This is a genomic window from Pantoea sp. PvP021 (assembly GCF_054056055.1).
In genome coordinates this window covers 743,386-761,105 of sequence record NZ_JBSRXX010000001.1, presented here as the reverse complement: position 1 = coordinate 761,105, position 17,720 = coordinate 743,386, and the positions used below count along the sequence as shown (strand labels likewise).

Here is a 17,720-nt window from a genome sequence, read left to right as displayed (position 1 = left end):
TAAAGGGGATAATAATTACTTTATACCCTTTAGCGGATAATCGCACAATTATCCTTTGCAGGGGATAAGCCGGAACCACGATTAAAAGAGGACGAGGATGAGCACATTTACCCTTACCCATCAGGTCAACGACGACGATCGGGAAGAGTTGCTGGCAGGACTTGGGGCTTACAACCGGCAATTTATCAGCCGCGATAACTGGGGACCGCTGTCGGTTTCTCACAGGGACGAACAGGGAATGTTGCGCGGGGGAGTGATCGCCGCACGCAAAGGAAACTGGCTCTGTATCGATTATCTCTGGGTGGACGAAACGCTCCGTGGCAGTGGTCTGGGTAGCGCACTGCTGGAAGCCGCCGAGCAGGAGGCGGGAAAGATGGGATGTCTCTATGCGCTGGTGGATACCTTTAGTTTTCAGGCCCTGCCGTTTTATCAGAAACAGGGTTATCAGCCGCAGATGTCCCTGCCCGATTTTCCGCAAACCGGTATGCAGCGTCACTATCTGACCAAAACGCTACGGCCAAAAGCATCACGCTGACCACAGTACAGTCAGCGTGACAGGGTCACATAATTATAAACCGGCAATGCGCCGCAGATCCGCTTCGGCACCCGGTGCCACGGCCAGAACCTGCGCGCCTTTAGTGATGCGATCGCCTTCGGTGTTAAACGGGTGGTACCAGCCGCCCGCTTCTTTTACCAGGCAGTAACCCGCCAGGCAATCCCAGGCGTGCATATAGGGTTCGTAGTAACCCACGACCCGACCGGCGGCGACCCACGCCAGCATCAGTGCGCCGGAACCAATGCGGATAAAGTTACCGCCTGCCGACAGCAGCGCTGCCACAATCTCACCTACCTGCTGCGGGCTGACATAGCTGTTGGCACCAAAACCGGTAACGTGGTTTTGCAGCGTGCGTGTGGGATCGACCTGCAGACGATGACCGTTGAGCGTCGCGCCCTGCCCCAGTGCCGCCACGTAGCACTCCTGATAGGTCGGCGCGAAAATCACCCCGATGACCGGCACATCGCCGCGCAGTACCGCGACGGAAACACACCAGCTCGGCATCCCATTGAGAAATGGGCTGGTGCCATCGATCGGATCAACCACCCAGGTGTAGTCAGACTCTCCCGCCTGCAGTCCCGACTCCTCACCCAGAAAGCCATCAGCGGGAAACGCATCCCGTATACGGCTGGCGATCAGCTGCTCCACTTCACGGTCGGCGATTGATACCACATCCTGCAAATCGTACTTGGTCTCCACCACCAGCGTCTCGCGACGGTTGAAGTAAGATAACGCCGTCGCGCCACCTTCACGGGCAACGGCTTCCGCTAAAGCCAGACGCGCCATTATTTCATCATGCGATTCCATGCGAACTCCTTGAGTTAGTCAGATTAACGGGCAATCAGGGCAAGGCCCTGCGGCTTGAAGTTGACGCCAACTGTGGTGGCGAGCGGCAGACGCTGTTCCATCTGCGGATCGATAATGAACAGCGCGCCCAGTTCGGTGGCAACTTCATATTCGATATGGTCACCCAGCCAGGTGCTGTGAATGATCTCCCCCTGCAGCGCACCCTGGCCGTCGCCGGACAACGTAATAAATTGCGGTCGCACCGCCAGCTGAGCACTGCCGGTTTTTGCTCCGGCACCTCGCACCCGGAAGCGCTGATTACCCAGGCGGACCAGCGCATCATCCGTATCTGCCTCTTCCACTTCACAGGGCAGAATGTTCGCCTCCCCCATGAAGTCCGCGATAAAGACCGAATTGGGTGAATGGTAAAGCGTCTCCGGCGCACCCTGCTGGGCAATATCCCCCTCTTTCATGACAATAATCTTATCGGAGACCGCCAGCGCCTCCTCCTGGTCATGGGTCACATAAACCGCCGTAAACCCGAGCCGCTGCTGCAGATCGCGGATGTCGGTGCGCACCCGACGGCGCAGACGCTCATCAAGGTTCGATAGCGGCTCATCAAGCAGCAGCACCTGCGGTTCCAGCACCAGCGCGCGGGCGACCGCAATACGCTGCTGCTGTCCGCCAGAAAGCTCCGACGGCAACCGCTGCCCCTGACTCTCCAGACCCACCAGCTTCAGCCCCTCGCGCGCCCTGTCCTGCGCCTCGCGTTTGTTCATGCCCGAGGAAAGCAGCCCGTAGAGAATATTGTCGATGGCATTCATATGGGGAAACAGCGCGTAGGACTGAAACACCATCGCCACGTCGCGCTCGTTGGCGGGCAGATGGGTGACATCTTTGCCGCCAATCAGAATCCGCCCTGCGGTGGGATGCTCCAGCCCGGCCAGCAGTCGCAGCGTGGTGGTCTTGCCGCAGCCGGATGGCCCGAGCAGCGTCACCAGCGTACCCGGCTCTACGGTGAGCGACAGATCCGGCACGGCAGTAAAACCGGCAAAACGCTTTGCGACATGTTCAAACACCACCGATCCGGCGTTAATGGTCGTCATACGGCTCTCTCCTGAGTCAGAGTGGATGCAGAGGGTGCGGCAATAATCACCGCCGGTTGGATTGCACGACGCAGGCGACGTTCGCCCACCAGCAGCTGGAAAAGGCCAATGATCAGCAGCATCACCACTATCAATACCGAGGAGTAGGCAATCGCCACGCCATACTCACCGTTCTCCACCAGCCCGACAATGTACGAGGTCGCCATGTTGTACTGGGCGCTGACCAGGAAAATCACCGCGCTGATAGAGGTAATGGCCCGCACAAAGGCGTACACCAGCGCGGCGCTGATGGCCGGTTTCAGCAGCGGCAGCACCACTTTGCGCAGGGTACGGAAACTGTTTGCGCCCAGCGTCAGTGAAGCTTCATCCAGGCTTTTATCCAGCTGGCTCATCGCCGCAATACCGCCACGCACGCCGACCGGCATATTACGGAAGACAAAGCAGGCGATCAGGATCATCGCGGTACCGGTGATCTCCAGCGGCGGCAGGTTATACGCCATCACATAGCTCACACCAATCACCGTGCCGGGAATGGCAAAGCTCAGCATCAGCATGAACTCAAAGGTCTGACGACCGGCAAACTTCTGTCGCACAATCAGCCAGGCGGTCAGCAGTCCGACAATGGCCGTAAGCGGCGCGGCGATCAGGGCGATCTCCAGCGTGGTCCAGAAAGAGCTCCAGGCAACGCCGCTCCAGACCAGTTGCCCCTGATTAACGCTGACGCTAAAGGCGCGAATGTAGTGATCCAGCGTCAGATTGTTATTCAGCCCCCAGGACTGCACAAAGCCGCCAATCATGATCATGCCGTAGATCACCAGGGTGAACAGACCCCAGGGTATTACCATGCCATAGACGCTGTAGCGCACCGGACGCGGCAGCATCACATGACGGCCGCCGTCGCCTTTGCCGGTGACAGTGGCGAAGCTTTTGCCGGAGAGCCAGACACGCTGCACCAGAAAAGCAGCCAGGGTGAAGCCCAGCAGGATCATCGCCAGCACCGCCGCGCGACTCGGGTCGTTCTGTGCGCCAACCACGGAGAAGAAGATCTCCGTCGACAGCACGCCGTGACTGCCGCCCAGCACCATCGGGTTACCGAAATCGGCCATGCTTTCGATAAAGCTGATTAAGAAGGCGTTGGCCAGCCCCGGCGCCATCAGCGGCAGCGAGATGCGGGAGAAAGTGCGCCAGCGGCTGGCACGCAGGGTCTGTGACGCCTCTTCCAGTGACGGACTGACGCCCTCGACCACCCCAATCAGCACCAGAAAGGCGATGGGGGTAAAGGAGAGTACCTGTGCAATCCAGATGCCGGTCATGCCATAGAGCCAGCGGCCCGGCTCGATGCCGAACAGCGTCGCCAGCGATTCGGTGACCACGCCAGAGCGGCCAAACAGCAGGATCAGCGCCAGACCAATGACAAACGGCGGCGTGATAATCGGCAGAATGGTCAGCATCCGCAGCGCTTTTTTACACGGCAGCGAGGTGCGCGTCGCCGCCAGTGCAAACGCCAGTCCCAGCAGCGTAGCGCCACTGGCCGTCATCAGCGCCAGTCCCAGCGTGCGCCAGGCGGTGCCGCAGGTGCCACCGGTAAAACAGCCGAGGCTCCAGATGGCGGGATCCTGCATATTGGCAATCAGTCCGTCAGGTTTAAAACTGCCATCAATATCCTGCACCGAGGCGACAAACAGGCTCAGCACCGGATAGAGCACAAAGGTCGTGACCAGCGCCACCAGCAGCACAATCGACGCCACCACAAAGGCATCGCCTCTCAGCACGCCGCGCTCCGCCAGGGCAAAGGCGAAAATCAGCAAAAATATGGTCAGCAACAGCAGCGCACCCGCACCCATCGCGGGTTGTCCCTGCGCCAGCGGGCCGGTGAGGTTCTCCAGCCATAACCAGTTCCAGCCACTGAAACCGATGGCATGCCCTTCCAGCACCAGAAACAGAATGCCGCAGGTGCTGAACAGCAGCAGCAGCGTGCTGCGGGTGCGGCCCGGGGGCAGAAAGGCGCTGCCAGCACAGAGCAGCCACAGCGCCACGGCGATGCCCAGCCAGCTGTGTAACGCGAGCTGCCACAGCGCAGGCGCATTGTTCTCATCACCCCATAAGCTGAACAGCCAGTCACCCGAGAAGAAGCCCTGCTCCAGGCTATACCAGGGCAGCAGCGTCAGCGCGATGGCGCCCGCCAGCAGCGCGCCGGTTAAGCGACGATTGTGCGCATTCATAAATCACCTCGATCAGGAAGCGGACATCAGGCTTACGCCACCGCGGTCTGGCACAGACCCGGCTCAGGTGGCCGGGGGCGCACCACCGTTATAGTGCGCTGGCACCAATCTCTTTATCCCAGCGGCCCAGCAGCGCTTTGCGTTTTGCTGAGTCACCATAGGTTTTAAAGTCATAATCGATCAGCCTGATGTTCTCGAAGCGCGGTGCATATTCAGAGATCTCCGCCTTGCGGTTAGAGGGCAGCTGGAACGATTTCGCCTCTTTCATATGCGACTGTGCTTCAGCGCTGAGCGCCCAGTCATACCAGGCTTTGGCATTGGCCAGGTTTCGTGCCCCTTTGATGATCGACATCGAACCTATTTCATAGCCAGTGCCTTCACAGGGCGCGACGGGCTTAATCGGGAAGCCATCCACTTCCATTGCGACGGCATCATGCATAAAGACAATGCCGATGGTGGTTTCACCGCGCGCGGCGGCTTTGACCGGAGCAGAGCCGGACTTGGTATATTGCGAGATGTTGGCGTTGAGCTTCTTCAGGTAGTCAAAGGCTTTGTCTTCGCCCATGATCTGCACCAGCGTCGCCAGGGTGTTATAAGCCGTTCCGGAAGAGTTGGGATTGGCGATCTGAATCTCGCCTTTAAAGCCAGGGTCGAGTAAATCCGCCCAGCAGGCAGGCACTTTCTGCTTTTTCTCCGCCAGCAGTCTGGTGTTATAGCCCCAGCCCAGCGCACCGGCATAAACGCCCACGGTGCGATAACCGGAGATCTCCGCCACTTTTTGTGACCAGGGCTGTTGCTGATCGAGCAGTGGCGATTTATAGGCCTGGGTCAGCCCCTCTTCGGCGGCCTGCATATGCGGATCGCCGGTACCGGCCCACCAGATATCGGTACGGGGATTGCGTGCCTCGCTGCGGATACGGGCATAGGCTTCACCGGCAGAGAGCCGCACCATGCTGAGTTTAATATCGGGATGGGACTGGCTGAACAGCGTGGTCATCTGTTCGCACACCACCACATCGGCTGAGCAGATCATATTAAGATTGCCCGCCGCCGAGGCAGCAAACGGCACTATAGGGCAGACGATTACAGCAGCGAGCAGAGAGGAATAACGCATGGTGTTCTCCTGGGCTGGATGACGCAGGCGCGCCAGCTTTTGCACATGTGTGCAAACGTGTGTGCAGATTAGTACGGCGGCCCTGCTGCAGTGTCAATTCAGTTGTTAAGCAATTGTCAGTCGCTGTCACAAATTTGAAACCTTTCGCCCGTCTGTATTTTTTGCACAGGCTTGCAACTTCAGGCAAACTCAGTGCAGACAATGTCAGGCGAGGAGAGAACATGCAGCAGCTTAAGGCGGTGGTGAGTGCGCAGGATGTGGCTGACCGGGCGGGCGTCTCCCGCTCAGCGGTCTCCCGCACCTTTACACCGGGAGCCAGCGTGTCAGATGCTACCCGTCAGCGGGTGATGAAAGCGGCGGAGGAACTGGGCTATCACGTCAATCATCTGGCGCGCGGCCTGGTGCGCAACCGCAGCGGCATCGTCTGCTTAATTGCCTCCGAGGTTGACACGCCCTACCGTGCCAGCCTGGTGCGCTGGATGACCCAGTATCTGCAGGAAGCGGGAAAAGTGGCGATGCTGATTAACACTGACCGATCCGATGCGCGCGTTTCCGCCGCGCTGCAGCAGGCGATTAATTTTCGCGCCGACGCATCGATTATTCTCTCCGGCATGCCGGACAGCGGCATTACCCGGCTCTGCTACAAACATGGTCAGCATCTGGTGCTGATTAACCGCGACGAATCCCTGCCCGGCACGCTCAGTATCAACCTTGACTCCCGCCCCGCCGCAGAAATGGCGGTTAACGCGTTTGTGCGGGCGGGATGCAGCCGCATCGCCTTTGTGAATTCGCTGGCGGGAACGCCGAGTCTGCTGAAGCGCGAAGCGGATTTTCTGGCCGCCGCGCAGAAAGTGGGCGTCACGGTCCAGGTGGAGCGGTTCGGCACCACCTCTTACGAAAGCGGCCAGATTCTGGCCCAGCGTCTGCTGACGCGTAAAGTTCGCCCTGATGCGGTGTACTGTGCCACCGACCTGCTCGCCTGCGGCTTTATGGATGAGGCGCGTCACCGCTTTGCGCTGCGTATTCCGGACGATCTCTGCATCATCGGACACGATAATATCGCGCAGTCGGGCTGGGCCTCTTACAACCTCACGACCTTTGCACAGCCGGTGGAACAGTTCGCCCGCGACGCCATTGCCTGGCTGGTGGAGACGGAAGCGCAACCGGAGACGCTGATGCCAAAAAATGAACAGCAGCAGGAGCGGAGAATATATCCGGTAGATGTGGTCTGGCGCGGTTCGGTACGCGGCGGTTAACCGCCCTTTTTTATTTTCTTCCGCTATGTAATTACGTCCTGAAATAATCCACAACCGATCTTACGCTTCGCTTTAAATATCCCGCCCCTGCACTGAAAAATAATCGGACGCTACTGCACAGTGTTCCGATTTTCTGTCTACGCTTTATCTGCATTATTAAGTTCTTCTGGTTTTAACTGCTCAATGAATCAGCAGTCAGATGTGACAAATATCACATTTGTGCCAGGCTTAATGTCTCAGATAACTCTGTTCAAGGAGCATACAATGGCTACACCAACTAACAAGACGCTCGATCTGGATCAATTTCCTAAACCTCCTTTTGAGGATCAGCCACAACAGGCGCCAGGCCTGGCCAGCAAAATGATCCCGGTTCCCGACCACGGTGAAACCAGCTATCGCGGTACGGGCCGACTGACCGGCCGCAAGGCGCTGATCACCGGCGGTGACTCCGGTATTGGCCGCGCGGTGGCTATCGCTTATGCCCGTGAAGGCGCAGATGTGGTGATTAACTACCTGCCGGAAGAACAGCCCGACGCCGATGAAGTGATTAAATTAATCGAAGCGGAAGGCCGTAAAGTTTTTGCTATTCCGGGCGACATTCGTTCTGAAGAATTCTGTCAGCAGCTGGTCAAAGAGGCAGCCGATAAATTAGGTGGCCTGGATATTCTGGTTAATAACGCCGGTCGTCAGCAATTTAATGAGTCCATCCGGACCCTGAGTACGGAAGATTTTGACGCAACGTTTAAAACCAACGTTTATGCGATGTTCTGGATCACCAAAGCAGCGCTGGAATATCTGCCACGCGGTGCGTCCATTATTAATACTTCGTCCGTACAGGCGTTTAAACCCAGCGATATTCTGCTCGACTATGCGCAGACCAAAGCGGCCATCGTCGCCTTTACCAAATCCCTGGCGAAGCAGCTGGGTGGTGACGGTATCCGGGTCAACGCCGTTGCACCAGGGCCGTACTGGACCGTGCTGCAGTCCAGCGGCGGACAGCCGATGGAGAAAGTGAAGCAGTTTGGCGCCGACTCACCGATGGGCCGTCCGGGCCAGCCGGTTGAGATCGCCCCACTCTACGTTACCCTGGCCTCAACCGAGAGCAGTTACTCATCCGGGCAGGTCTGGTGTTCTGATGGCGGCACCGGTACGCTGTAATCTCACTCAGGTGGCCGCATAACGCGGCCATTTTTTTGTCCCGCTTTTGCCCCGCTTAAGAAACCTCGCCACCGTGATATAAGGAAGCAGATTATGGAAAACCCGATCTTTCATTCGCCGGTCAGAAAAGAGGGCTTGCGGGCCTGGGTGACTATGCCGCCATTGGTGAAGGCCGTTCAGTCGCGCTGATTGCGCCGGACGGTTCCATTGACTGGTGGTGTGCGCCCAATCTCGACGCAAAGCCCCTGTTTGATCGCCTGCTTGATGCCGGACTCGGTGGCTACTTCCAGATTGTCCCGCGTGCGCCTTATCAGGTCTCACGCCGCTACCGCGATAACAGCAACGTGCTGGAGACCCGCTTCGAAACCCGTGACGGCACCGTGCTGCTGACCGAATCGATTAACAGCACGCTGGCGGGCCGTCTGCCCTGGTGCGAACTGGCTCGCCGCATAGAGGGTGTCAGCGGTGAAGTGGAATTAGCGATCATCCTGCGCTTCGGCACCGCCGCTGAAACCCGTTCACCGTGGGTGGCCGATAATGAGAAAGGCAAGGTGTTTCACATCGCGGAGATCATGGCGATGTTGCGCACCAGCGAAGATATTCAGATCACAGAGCTGGATGACGAGCAGGTCTGCGCTACGCTGCGTACCTATGCCGGTTCCCGCTCGCTCTGCGCGCTGCTGGTGACCGAGAAAGAGCCGCTGGCGGTGCCGCCGCTGGAGGCTATCGATCAGCGGATTGAAACCAGCCACACCGGCTGGACCAGCTGGGTGGAGAGCCTGAGTTATGAGGGTCGCTACCCGACGCTGGTGAAGCGCTCAGCCCTGTCGCTGAAGTTTCTCTGGTACTCCCCGACCGGCGCGCTGGCTGCTGCTGCCACCACCTCCCTGCCGGAGGGGATCGGCGGCGAAAAAAATTATGATTACCGCTACGCCTGGGTGCGCGACGCCTGCCTGATTATTAAAGCCTTCGTCTATCTCGGGGCGCTGGAAGATTGTAAGGCGGCCTTTTCCTGGCTGTCGCAGACTATCATGCGCCACGGCGTCAGGCTGCGCGCCTGCTATGCCCTGAATGGTGATGAGGTCCCCGCTGAGCGTTATCCGCCGCTGATCGGCTATCAGAACTCTCAGCCGGTGCGGGTCGGCAATAATGCCCGCGACCAGCTGCAGCTCAGTATGTATGGCGACATGCTGGTCACCGCGCAGCATTTTATCGAGGCGGGACACGTGCTGGATATCACCACCTCGCGCATGCTGGGCGAGCTGGCGAACTGCTGCGCCGATCACTGGCGGCAGAAGGATTGCGGCATCTGGGAGCTGCCGGAGTTGCAACACTACACCCACTCCAAAATGGCCTGCTGGATGGCGCTGGATCGGGCGGTGGCGCTGGCAGAAAGCCAGCATATCGAACCGACCTGGCTGGGACGCTGGCAGCGGGAACGTGACCGTATCCGCGACTGGATTGAGTCGCACTGCTGGTCAGAGCAACAGCAGGCTTATCTCTTTTACGCCGGCAGTGACGATCGCCTCGACGCGTCGCTGGCGCTGGTTCACAGCTACGGCAACGCGGTCAATCCGCAGCGGATGCTCTCGACCTACCGTGCTATCCGGCAAAAACTGGGTGACGGCAGCGCCATGCTCTATCGCTACAGCGGGGTAAGAGAAGAAGAGAGTACCTTTCTCGCCTGCGCCTTCTGGCTGGTGGAAGCCTGGGCAGAGATAGGTGAGACGGATGAGGCAGAACAGGCGATGCAGGAGATCCTGACTACGCTGAACGGCCACGGTAACGTCGATATCTTCAATGAGATGTATGACGTCCGCAGCCAGAGCTGGCGCGGCAATATGCCGCAGGGGCTGAGTCATCTGGCGCTGATCTGTGCGGCGCAGGCGCTATCAGAATCGCAGGCGCCTGCGTGATGTGAGATGTTGCGGTGAGGAAAGTGGCGAATCCGCGCCCTACTGCAGCCTGAAACGCGGGTCGAAGAAAAATGGCTCCACCACTACCTTACTAATGATGCCAGCCGCTGCCGGATGACGGGGATTGAACAGCGCATTCCACTCGCCGGTCAGCGTGCTCGGTACCTTCAGCACCAGGCCGTTATCCGGGCTGGCAAGCCAGTCGTCACCAATTTGCCGCGTGGACGATGGCGCAGGATCGGCCTGCCAGTCATCGGGGAGTGCCGCCAGCGAGAGCTCGGTAATCAGCGATTCAGGGACGCTAATCGACAGCATTGAGTAGTCGTGTGACAGATCCTGAATGGTGAGATGAACCAGCGCCTCAAGTACACAGAGCGCCCGGCTTGATCCCATATAGACACAGACCGTTCCCACGGAATTCCAGCGCCCCCCGTAAGTGCGGGCACCAAAACCATCAAAGGCGCTCATCGCATACTCACTCTTCACCAGGCGAAAGAAACGAACTGCCATCAGGTAATCACGCCATGCTCAAGCTGGCCAATCAGGTTAATCACCGCTTCTGCACCCGCCACCGTGGTGGTCATCTCCGCCGGTTTCTTACCGCCCAGCGCTTTGGCGGGCGTTTCCAGCCACTGCACCAGACGCTGCCTGTCGTCGCGGAACAGTTTGCTGGCGGCAGAGAGGACGCGGATCAGCATGTAGATCCGTCCGCTCTGATCGGGCGAAAAGGTCTGCTGCGGATCTTTAACTTTGCGGTTGTAGGTGGTGCGATCAATGCCCGCCAGACGGCACAGCCAGCCCTCGTCAAAGGTGGACAACGACGCCGTGCGTTTCAGCACGCCGCTGCTGAACCCTACCGCAATACGCTGGTGCGCATCAGGCAGTGTTTCCGGCAGATTCAGGGCATGCAGCAGCGAATTGTCGCGACGATGCTGAGCGGGTGTGTAGATGGCGATAGACATAGCAGCCTCCTGTTCATTTGATTTTTATTTTAGCGCAAATGAACAGGCGGTGCCAGCTTTACCCCGTCGCTGAGCAAGCGTGATGCCTGTTACTAAGGCTTCTCCTGCTGTAACGCCTGCAGAATCTGCCACGCCGCCTTTATACGCAGCGGATTAGGGTAATTCTTGTTGGCGAGTATCACGATGCCGCTGTTCCTCTCAGGAATAAAGGCGATATAGGCACCAAATCCATTGGTTGCACCGGTTTTATGCACCCAGCTGGCACTCTGCGACGGCCCGACCGGATTGAGCAGCGTCGCCGGGCGGGGTTGCAGCGCAACACCATTATCGCTGTCGCCCATCAGCGTGTCGGCAGTCACCGGCCAGTCGTAGATCTCCCAGCCCAGTCCCTGAAACAGGGTGCCGACTTTGAAGTAGCGCGCCTGCGCGGTGCGAATGGCATTACGCAGCACGGCATTCCCCGAAGAGAGGCGGTTAGGATCCACATTTGCCTGCATAAAGGTGAGCATGTCACGCGCGGTGGATTTAACGCCGTAGGCTTCTGCATCCAGCATGCCGGGTGAAACCCGTACCGGCTGGCCATTTTTATAGCCCCAGGCGTAGTCCAGCATCATTGAGGGCGGCACGGTGATATAGGTGCGCGTCAGACGCAGTGGCTGAAACACATTTCGCGCCATCGCCTGCTCATAATCACCCTTCACCATCAGCGAACCAAACAGACCGATGCTGGCGTTAGAGTACTGCCGGAGCGTGCCGGGCGCTGCTTCTGGCTGCCATTCCTGATAGAAACGCAGCAGCGAAGCCTGATCGGTGACATCATCCGGCAACTGTAAAGGCAGGCCGCCCGCGGTATAGGTCGCCAGATGCAGCATCCGCACCGGACGCCACTGCTCACCGGTCAGCTGCGGCCAGTACTTCTGCACCGGATCGTTAAGGCGTATTTCGCCGTTGCGGATCATGACGCCGGCCAGGGTGCCGGTAAAGGTTTTGCTCACGGAGCCCAGCTCAAACAGCGTGTTTTCCGTGACCCGGCGACGTGATTCGAGATCGGCCACACCGAAGTTCACAAACTGCGCCCGGCCTTTGTAAAGCACCGCCACCGACATGCCGGGGATCTCCTGCTGCTCCATCAGCGGTTCGATCGCGGCTTTAACCAGAGAAGTAACCTGCTGTGAAGAGAGATCGGCGGCGACACAGCTGGCAGAAAGAGAGAATAACGCGAGATAAAACAAAGACTTTTTCATTGGCAACTAAGGGATTCTTCACTGAATTAAATTATTTACACTGGTCGGCACAGGCCTGCACGCACATCTGAGCCTGAGAACTGCAGCCACCGTTGTCCCGGGTGTTGCAGTGCGATTGTTCTGTGTAGCAGTTGGTCTGACAGGCGGAGACATCGCAGCGGGCAGCGACGGGCGTCAGCTGTGCCAGGGGCGCGCGGGCCGGAAAAAGCGGTGCGGGCTGAGCGAAGGCGCTGCTGCCCAGTAATTCGGACAGCAGCAGGCTGATGATCATTTTCATAAGAGTTCTCCAGAGGGACGCTGCACTAAGTATGGCCAGTCTGGCGCGCCCCGTCAGAGAAATCTAATCAAATTGAGACCACAGGGGGATGTTGAGTGACATTAATCACGCCACGGCTGTAGATATCGTTGAGCCGGGCAATATAACGCTGGGTGTCATGCTGATCTTTGATGCGCAGAATCGCCGCCTCACCTTTCTCCTGCAGCATCTCAGGACGGTCGATAATAGCGAGCAGTATCGATTTCAGCCCCTCCACCAGCGACTGACGCAACTGCGTTTTCTGCTCTGGCGAGGTAATACTGTATTCACGGTCAGCGTTCAGCGGACTCGCAATCACCCAGCCTGCACTGGCGGGATTAATCTCTGGCAATGCGCGCACGTTGCTGGTAATCACCGGGCAGCCGTTAGCCTGCATCTCCAGCACTGAGAAACCGTACGTCTCCTGCCAGGTTGGTAGCAGTCCGGCATCGCTCTGGCGGAACAGCTGCATCAGGGCGCCGTTATCCATCTGTGAATGATGCGTGAAGCAGCGATAGCGTTTGATGCGGTTCTCAATGCCACTATAGAAGGTCTCATCATCCTGGAACTGGCGGTGCGCCACATTACGACGCTTGGCGAGATCGCCAATCAGCTGCACATCCAGCTGGGACTCTTCCAGTTTGCGCTCTTCAATCAGCTCACTGATCGCCAGCACGACTTCAGCCCCGCCTTTGCGGTAGAACTCGTTACCGGCAAAGGTCAGTTTCAGAATACCGGTCTGACGCGGCGTTTTCTGCTGGACAAACAGCTTCTGCGGCGGATGCAGCACCAGGGTTTTACGGCGGATTTGCTGGGCAATATCCGGCCTGAACAGTTTCATCTGAATGTTCAGGGTGGCATCTGAGATGGCAATCAACCCCAGGCAGTTATCTTTTAACAGATAAGGAATGAGGCGTTTCAGCTCGGGGTTATCCTGCTTGGCGACGCCCGCCACCGGCAGCACACGCGGCAGCTCCGTTTCAAACGACGCGACCCACTTCTGATGGGTTATCGCCACTTCATTGAACAGATGCAGGATGTCAGCCCGCGATGCCCCTGAAAAAGGCACAGGCTGAAAGACAAAGGTTTTATTTTTTTTGAGCAATCGGGTTCGTAACGGATTAATAAAGTAGAACAGATTGCTCTTTTTCAGATTGATATATTCGTTATCCGGATTAACTAAGATATTACGCTGCTCCGGATACTGGTTATTCGTGATTCCAATTTTCATGTTCGCCTTCCAGAGTCCTTGTGTCCGGAGTGATCTATATCACGTGATCGTGACTGGCGGGTCTGAGCAATATCCTAAAAGCCCGTAATGACGCGGCCTGAACGCTTTTGCTAATGATTGCGCACGGTGCTAAAACAGACACAGTTGTGTCTGGTTATGAATTTGCATTTTTTATTAACAGGTGTGTTTAACTGTGTCAGGCTAACCCCTTATTGAATATGGCGATTATTTTCCGGGAAATATTCGCGCCAGTTGTTATGTAAATATTTAATTAATTGTCAGGAATATTAGCGAAGCGGATGAGGATTTTAGTTAATAACTTTTAAAGTAATAAGAATGACCATGCTGATAAGTGCCCGGCGCGTTCCACTGGCTGATGATTAACACAAACACAGACGGGCGATAATGAAACAAATGATGCAGCACGGTTATAGCCGCACCCTTTTTGCACGCCCGTTTGCCACAATTCAGTGCAACTGATTAAGAGGAAGGCGGGAGTCAGGTGCCCCCCATTATACATTAAGCCTATGATTTACATTGTTATTTATATGAAACTCTCTACCACCATCTCTCTGGTACAAAAGTTGCAGGAAGTGACGTATGCAGACAGGAGAGCATTATGAAAGCAATCGTAATTGGTGGCGGTATAGGCGGCATGAGTAGTGCCATTGCGCTGGAGAAATCCGGAATTGACGTTGAGGTCTTTGAAGCCGTAAAGGAGATGAAGCCCGTCGGCGCGGCGATTTCCATCTGGCCCAACGGGGTTAAATGCCTGAATGCGCTGGGCATGAAAACCGCGCTGCGTGAGCTGGGCGGGAACATGGCCTATATGGCCTATCACGATGGCACCACCGGCGCGCCCCTGACCCGCTTCAGTATGGCGCCGCTGGTGCAGCAGGTTGGCGAATATCCCTGTCCGGTGGCGCGGGCAGAACTGCAGGCGATGCTGATTGATACCTTCGGGCGTGAACGGGTGCAGTTTGGTAAGCGGGTGATCCAGGTCGAGCAGACCGGCAGTGGCGTGATTGCCACCTTTTCCGACAACACTCAGGCCACCGGCGATTTCCTGATTGCCGCCGATGGCACCCATTCGGTGATCCGCGAGTATGTGCTGGAGCAGAAGCTTGAACGACGTTACGCCGGTTACGTTAACTGGAATGGCCTGGTCACTATAGATGAGAGGATTGCGCCCGCCGATCAGTGGACCACCTTTGTCGGTGACGGCAAGCGGGTGTCGCTGATGCCGGTCAGCGGCAATCGATTCTACTTCTTCTTTGATGTGCCGCTGCCGAAGGGACTGCCGCAGGATCGCAGCACGGTGAAAGCGGACTTAACCGGCTATTTTCAGGGCTGGGCGGAGCCGGTAGAGCAGCTGATCGCGGCAATCAATCCTGACACCACCAATCGGGTTGAGATCCACGACATTGAACCTTTCAGCCGCTTTGTTAAAGGACGTGTGGCCCTGCTGGGCGATGCCGCCCACAGCACCACGCCCGATATCGGCCAGGGCGGCTGCGCGGCGATGGAAGATGCCGTGGTACTGGCCTCGACGCTGGCCTCTCATTCACTGGGTATTGAAGATGCACTGCTGCGCTATCAGGCGCGACGGGTTGAACGAGTAAAAGATCTGGTGCTGAAAGCGCGCAAACGCTGTGACGTTACCCATGCGCGCGATCCGGCAATCACGGCAGAATGGTATGACTCTCTGAAAAGCGAAACCGGTGAACGGGTGCTGGCCGGAATGTGCGAAACCATTGAAGGTGGCCCGTTGGGTTAACACGAATAAAACCGGGCTGTCAGCGCGACCAGCGCGTGACAGCCCGTTCTGTTATGACTCCGCCAGACCACGATTTTTCAGCATGGGCTCCAGCTGCGGAGGCCCGCCCCGCCAGCTTTCATACAGTGTTTTGAGATCGCTGCTGTTCCCCCGGGACAGAATTTTCTGTCGGAAGAGGTCGCCGTTCTCGCGCGTCAGTCCGCCCTGTTCCGCAAACCACTGATAGCCATCGTCGGCGAGCATCTGCGTCCAGATATAGGCATAATAACCTGCTGCATAGCCACCGCCCCAGATGTGCTGGAAATAACTGGAACGATAGCGCGGCGGCACCGCCGTCAGCGCCAGATTATCGCTCTGTAACGCCTGCTGCTCGAATCCCTCCACGCTTTGCGGCGCGGAATCACGGTTAAGGCTGTGCCAGTGCAGATCCAGCAGCGCGGCAGCCAGCAGCTCGCTCATCTCGTAGCCTTTGTTGAACGTGGCGGCCCGGACGATTTTTTCATGCAGCTCAGCGGGCATCAGCGCCTGAGTCTGATAGTGGCGAGCGTAGTTGCGGAACACCGCTGGCTCGCTGGCCCAGTGCTCGTTGATCTGCGAAGGAAACTCAACGAAATCGCGCGGGGTTTCCGTTCCCGACAGGCTCGGATAGCGCTGGCTGGCAAACAGACCGTGCAGCGTGTGACCGAACTCGTGAAACATCGTGATAACGTCGTCCCAGCTCAGCAGCGCCGGTTCACCGGCTGGCGGTTTGGTGTAGTTACAGACGTTGTAGATCACCGGTTTGCTGTCGAGCAGCGTGGACTGGTTGACGAAGTTGCTCATCCAGGCACCACCGCCTTTGCTGTCGCGCTTAAAGAAGTCGGTGTAAAACAGCGCCAGCGGGGTCTCATCGGCGTCAAAAATCTCATAGACCTGGACGTCGGGATGGTAAACCGGCAGATCCTGTCGCGGCGTGAAACGGATGCCATAGAGCTGCGTCGCCGCCCAGAACACGCCATTCTGCAGCACCGAATTCAGTTCAAAGTAGGGCTTAATCTGGCTCTCATCCAGATCGTAACGGGCACGCCGCACCTGTTCGGCATAAAAACGCCAGTCCCAGGCCTGCAGGGTAAAATCGCCCTGCTGCTGGTCGATGGTCTGCTGGATAGCCGCCGCTTCACGCTCCGCACGACCGCGCGCGGCAGGCACGATGTTATGCATAAACGCCAGCGCCGCCTTAGGCGTTTTGGCCATCTGATCCTGTAGCTTCCACTCGGCATAGCTGGCAAATCCCAGCAGCCGCGCCTGCTCGGCCCTGACCTGCGCCAGACGTAATACCAGCTCGCGGGTGTCGTTCTCATCGCCTTTTTCAGTGCGCGTCACGCCCGCCTTAAACAGCGCTTCACGGGTTGCGCGATCGGCCAGGCTCTGTAATGCGGGTTGCTGGGTGGTGTTTTGCAGCACCAGCAGCCAGTGCTTTTCCAGTCCGCGAGCCTGCGCTTCCGCCTGCGCCACCGCCAGATCGGCCGGTGAGAGTCCCGCCAGCTTCTGCAGATCATCGACGACCAGCCCGCCCGCTTTAGTGGCGGCCAGCAGTCTGTTGGTGAAGCGGGTACCGAGGCGGGCCGCTTCCTGATTCAGTGTCTTAAGCTGCTGTTTCTGCGCTTCCGGCAGATTAGCCCCCGCCAGCTGGAAACGCTGCCAGATCACCTCGACCAGCCGTTTTGATTCGGCATCCAGTTTAGCGCGCTGCAGATAGACCGCATCGAGCCGCGAAAACAGCGGACGGTTAAGCATGATGTCATCGTTGAGCGCGGTGAGCTGAGGCGCAATTTCCTCATCCACCTGCTGCAGATACGGGCTGGTATGCGCCGAGGTCATGGCACTGAACACCAGATTCACCCGGTTGAGCAGTTGTCCGCTCCTCTCCAGCGCCTCATAAGTGTTGAAAAAGCTGGGCGCGTCGCTGTTCAGTGCGATCGCCTCGATCTCCTGACGCTTCTCCTCAATGCCCGCCTGCAGCGCGGGCAGAAAATCCTGCTCCTCAATCTGGTCAAAAGGAGGAGTCTGGTAAGGCAGTGTGCTGACGCTAAAGAAGGGATTCTGACGGGCGTTCAT

The 17,720-nt window shown here is 57.7% G+C and carries 14 protein-coding genes and 1 pseudogene; 5 read left to right on the top strand and 10 right to left on the bottom strand.

Annotation, left to right across the window (positions count from 1 at the left end):
• Positions 1-97 precede the first annotated feature (97 nt).
• The gene (locus ACVKSX_RS03450; RefSeq protein ID WP_010244876.1) at positions 98-535 is read left to right on the top strand and encodes a GNAT family N-acetyltransferase; all 438 of its coding nucleotides are present in this window, start codon (positions 98-100) and stop codon (positions 533-535) included.
• A 33-nt stretch (positions 536-568) separates the two neighbouring features.
• On the opposite strand, the gene ACVKSX_RS03445 is transcribed toward ACVKSX_RS03450, so the two are convergent.
• From ACVKSX_RS03445 to ACVKSX_RS03430, 4 genes are all read right to left on the bottom strand, one after another.
• Positions 569-1,363, bottom strand: a complete 795-nt coding sequence (locus ACVKSX_RS03445; RefSeq protein ID WP_033767265.1) for an inositol monophosphatase family protein — start codon at positions 1,361-1,363, stop codon at positions 569-571.
• A 23-nt stretch (positions 1,364-1,386) separates the two neighbouring features.
• Positions 1,387-2,448 carry an ABC transporter ATP-binding protein gene (locus tag ACVKSX_RS03440; RefSeq protein ID WP_033779165.1) on the bottom strand — a complete coding sequence of 354 codons (1,062 nt, stop codon included), beginning with the start codon at positions 2,446-2,448 and terminating at the stop codon, positions 1,387-1,389.
• Complete coding sequence (locus ACVKSX_RS03435) at positions 2,445-4,670, bottom strand: ABC transporter permease (RefSeq protein WP_187500052.1); 2,226 nt, start codon at positions 4,668-4,670, stop codon at positions 2,445-2,447. The genes ACVKSX_RS03440 and ACVKSX_RS03435 overlap by 4 nt, the downstream gene beginning before the upstream one ends.
• A gap of 88 nt (positions 4,671-4,758) precedes the next feature.
• Complete coding sequence (locus tag ACVKSX_RS03430; protein ID WP_354438348.1) at positions 4,759-5,784, bottom strand: ABC transporter substrate-binding protein; 1,026 nt, start codon at positions 5,782-5,784, stop codon at positions 4,759-4,761.
• Between the two features lie 221 nt (positions 5,785-6,005).
• On the opposite strand from ACVKSX_RS03430, the gene ACVKSX_RS03425 reads away from it, so the two are divergent.
• From ACVKSX_RS03425 to ACVKSX_RS03415, 3 genes and pseudogenes are all read left to right on the top strand, one after another.
• Positions 6,006-7,040 carry a LacI family DNA-binding transcriptional regulator gene (locus ACVKSX_RS03425; RefSeq protein WP_022625638.1) on the top strand — a complete coding sequence of 345 codons (1,035 nt, stop codon included), beginning with the start codon at positions 6,006-6,008 and terminating at the stop codon, positions 7,038-7,040.
• A gap of 264 nt (positions 7,041-7,304) precedes the next feature.
• Positions 7,305-8,198: an SDR family oxidoreductase gene (locus tag ACVKSX_RS03420; RefSeq protein ID WP_010670164.1), complete on the top strand. Its 894-nt coding sequence runs from the start codon at positions 7,305-7,307 to the stop codon at positions 8,196-8,198.
• A 93-nt stretch (positions 8,199-8,291) separates the two neighbouring features.
• A pseudogene (locus tag ACVKSX_RS03415) lies at positions 8,292-10,114 on the top strand (glycoside hydrolase family 15 protein).
• Positions 10,115-10,153: 39 nt separating this feature from the next.
• Here the strand turns inward: ACVKSX_RS03415 and ACVKSX_RS03410 are convergent.
• The 5 genes from ACVKSX_RS03410 to ACVKSX_RS03390 form a co-directional block, all read right to left on the bottom strand.
• A complete protein-coding gene (locus ACVKSX_RS03410; RefSeq protein ID WP_010244853.1) occupies positions 10,154-10,624 on the bottom strand; it encodes an RES family NAD+ phosphorylase in 471 nt (156 codons plus the stop codon).
• Positions 10,624-11,076, bottom strand: coding sequence for a type II RES/Xre toxin-antitoxin system antitoxin (gene parS / locus ACVKSX_RS03405; RefSeq protein ID WP_010244850.1), 453 nt, complete (start codon positions 11,074-11,076; stop codon positions 10,624-10,626). The genes ACVKSX_RS03410 and parS overlap by 1 nt, the downstream gene beginning before the upstream one ends.
• A 92-nt stretch (positions 11,077-11,168) precedes the next feature.
• The gene (gene ampC, locus ACVKSX_RS03400) at positions 11,169-12,320 is read right to left on the bottom strand and encodes a class C beta-lactamase (RefSeq protein WP_187500055.1); all 1,152 of its coding nucleotides are present in this window, start codon (positions 12,318-12,320) and stop codon (positions 11,169-11,171) included.
• Between the two features lie 31 nt (positions 12,321-12,351).
• Positions 12,352-12,597, bottom strand: a complete 246-nt coding sequence (locus ACVKSX_RS03395) for a hypothetical protein (protein WP_354438347.1) — start codon at positions 12,595-12,597, stop codon at positions 12,352-12,354.
• A gap of 67 nt (positions 12,598-12,664) precedes the next feature.
• Complete coding sequence (locus tag ACVKSX_RS03390; protein ID WP_060680230.1) at positions 12,665-13,846, bottom strand: glycosyltransferase family 4 protein; 1,182 nt, start codon at positions 13,844-13,846, stop codon at positions 12,665-12,667.
• Positions 13,847-14,465: 619 nt separating this feature from the next.
• On the opposite strand from ACVKSX_RS03390, the gene hpxO reads away from it, so the two are divergent.
• Entirely contained in the window at positions 14,466-15,623 is a 1,158-nt protein-coding gene (gene hpxO, locus ACVKSX_RS03385) for an FAD-dependent urate hydroxylase HpxO (RefSeq protein WP_354438346.1), read from the top strand.
• Positions 15,624-15,674: 51 nt separating this feature from the next.
• Here hpxO and dcp read toward each other — a convergent pair whose 3' ends face one another.
• Positions 15,675-17,720: a peptidyl-dipeptidase Dcp gene (dcp, locus tag ACVKSX_RS03380; protein ID WP_354438344.1), complete on the bottom strand. Its 2,046-nt coding sequence runs from the start codon at positions 17,718-17,720 to the stop codon at positions 15,675-15,677.

Bases quoted from the DNA above. Each gene is read 5' to 3' on its own strand.
- ACVKSX_RS03450 (WP_010244876.1), top strand. From the start codon at position 98: ATGAGCACATTTACCCTTACCCATCAGGTCAACGACGACGATCGGGAA.
- ACVKSX_RS03445 (WP_033767265.1), bottom strand. From the start codon at position 1,363: ATGGAATCGCATGATGAAATAATGGCGCGTCTGGCTTTAGCGGAAGCC.
- ACVKSX_RS03440 (WP_033779165.1), bottom strand. From the start codon at position 2,448: ATGACGACCATTAACGCCGGATCGGTGGTGTTTGAACATGTCGCAAAG.
- ACVKSX_RS03435 (WP_187500052.1), bottom strand. From the start codon at position 4,670: ATGAATGCGCACAATCGTCGCTTAACCGGCGCGCTGCTGGCGGGCGCC.
- ACVKSX_RS03430 (WP_354438348.1), bottom strand. From the start codon at position 5,784: ATGCGTTATTCCTCTCTGCTCGCTGCTGTAATCGTCTGCCCTATAGTG.
- ACVKSX_RS03425 (WP_022625638.1), top strand. From the start codon at position 6,006: ATGCAGCAGCTTAAGGCGGTGGTGAGTGCGCAGGATGTGGCTGACCGG.
- ACVKSX_RS03420 (WP_010670164.1), top strand. From the start codon at position 7,305: ATGGCTACACCAACTAACAAGACGCTCGATCTGGATCAATTTCCTAAA.
- ACVKSX_RS03410 (WP_010244853.1), bottom strand. From the start codon at position 10,624: ATGGCAGTTCGTTTCTTTCGCCTGGTGAAGAGTGAGTATGCGATGAGC.
- parS (WP_010244850.1), bottom strand. From the start codon at position 11,076: ATGTCTATCGCCATCTACACACCCGCTCAGCATCGTCGCGACAATTCG.
- ampC (WP_187500055.1), bottom strand. From the start codon at position 12,320: ATGAAAAAGTCTTTGTTTTATCTCGCGTTATTCTCTCTTTCTGCCAGC.
- ACVKSX_RS03395 (WP_354438347.1), bottom strand. From the start codon at position 12,597: ATGAAAATGATCATCAGCCTGCTGCTGTCCGAATTACTGGGCAGCAGC.
- ACVKSX_RS03390 (WP_060680230.1), bottom strand. From the start codon at position 13,846: ATGAAAATTGGAATCACGAATAACCAGTATCCGGAGCAGCGTAATATC.
- hpxO (WP_354438346.1), top strand. From the start codon at position 14,466: ATGAAAGCAATCGTAATTGGTGGCGGTATAGGCGGCATGAGTAGTGCC.
- dcp (WP_354438344.1), bottom strand. From the start codon at position 17,720: ATGAACGCCCGTCAGAATCCCTTCTTTAGCGTCAGCACACTGCCTTAC.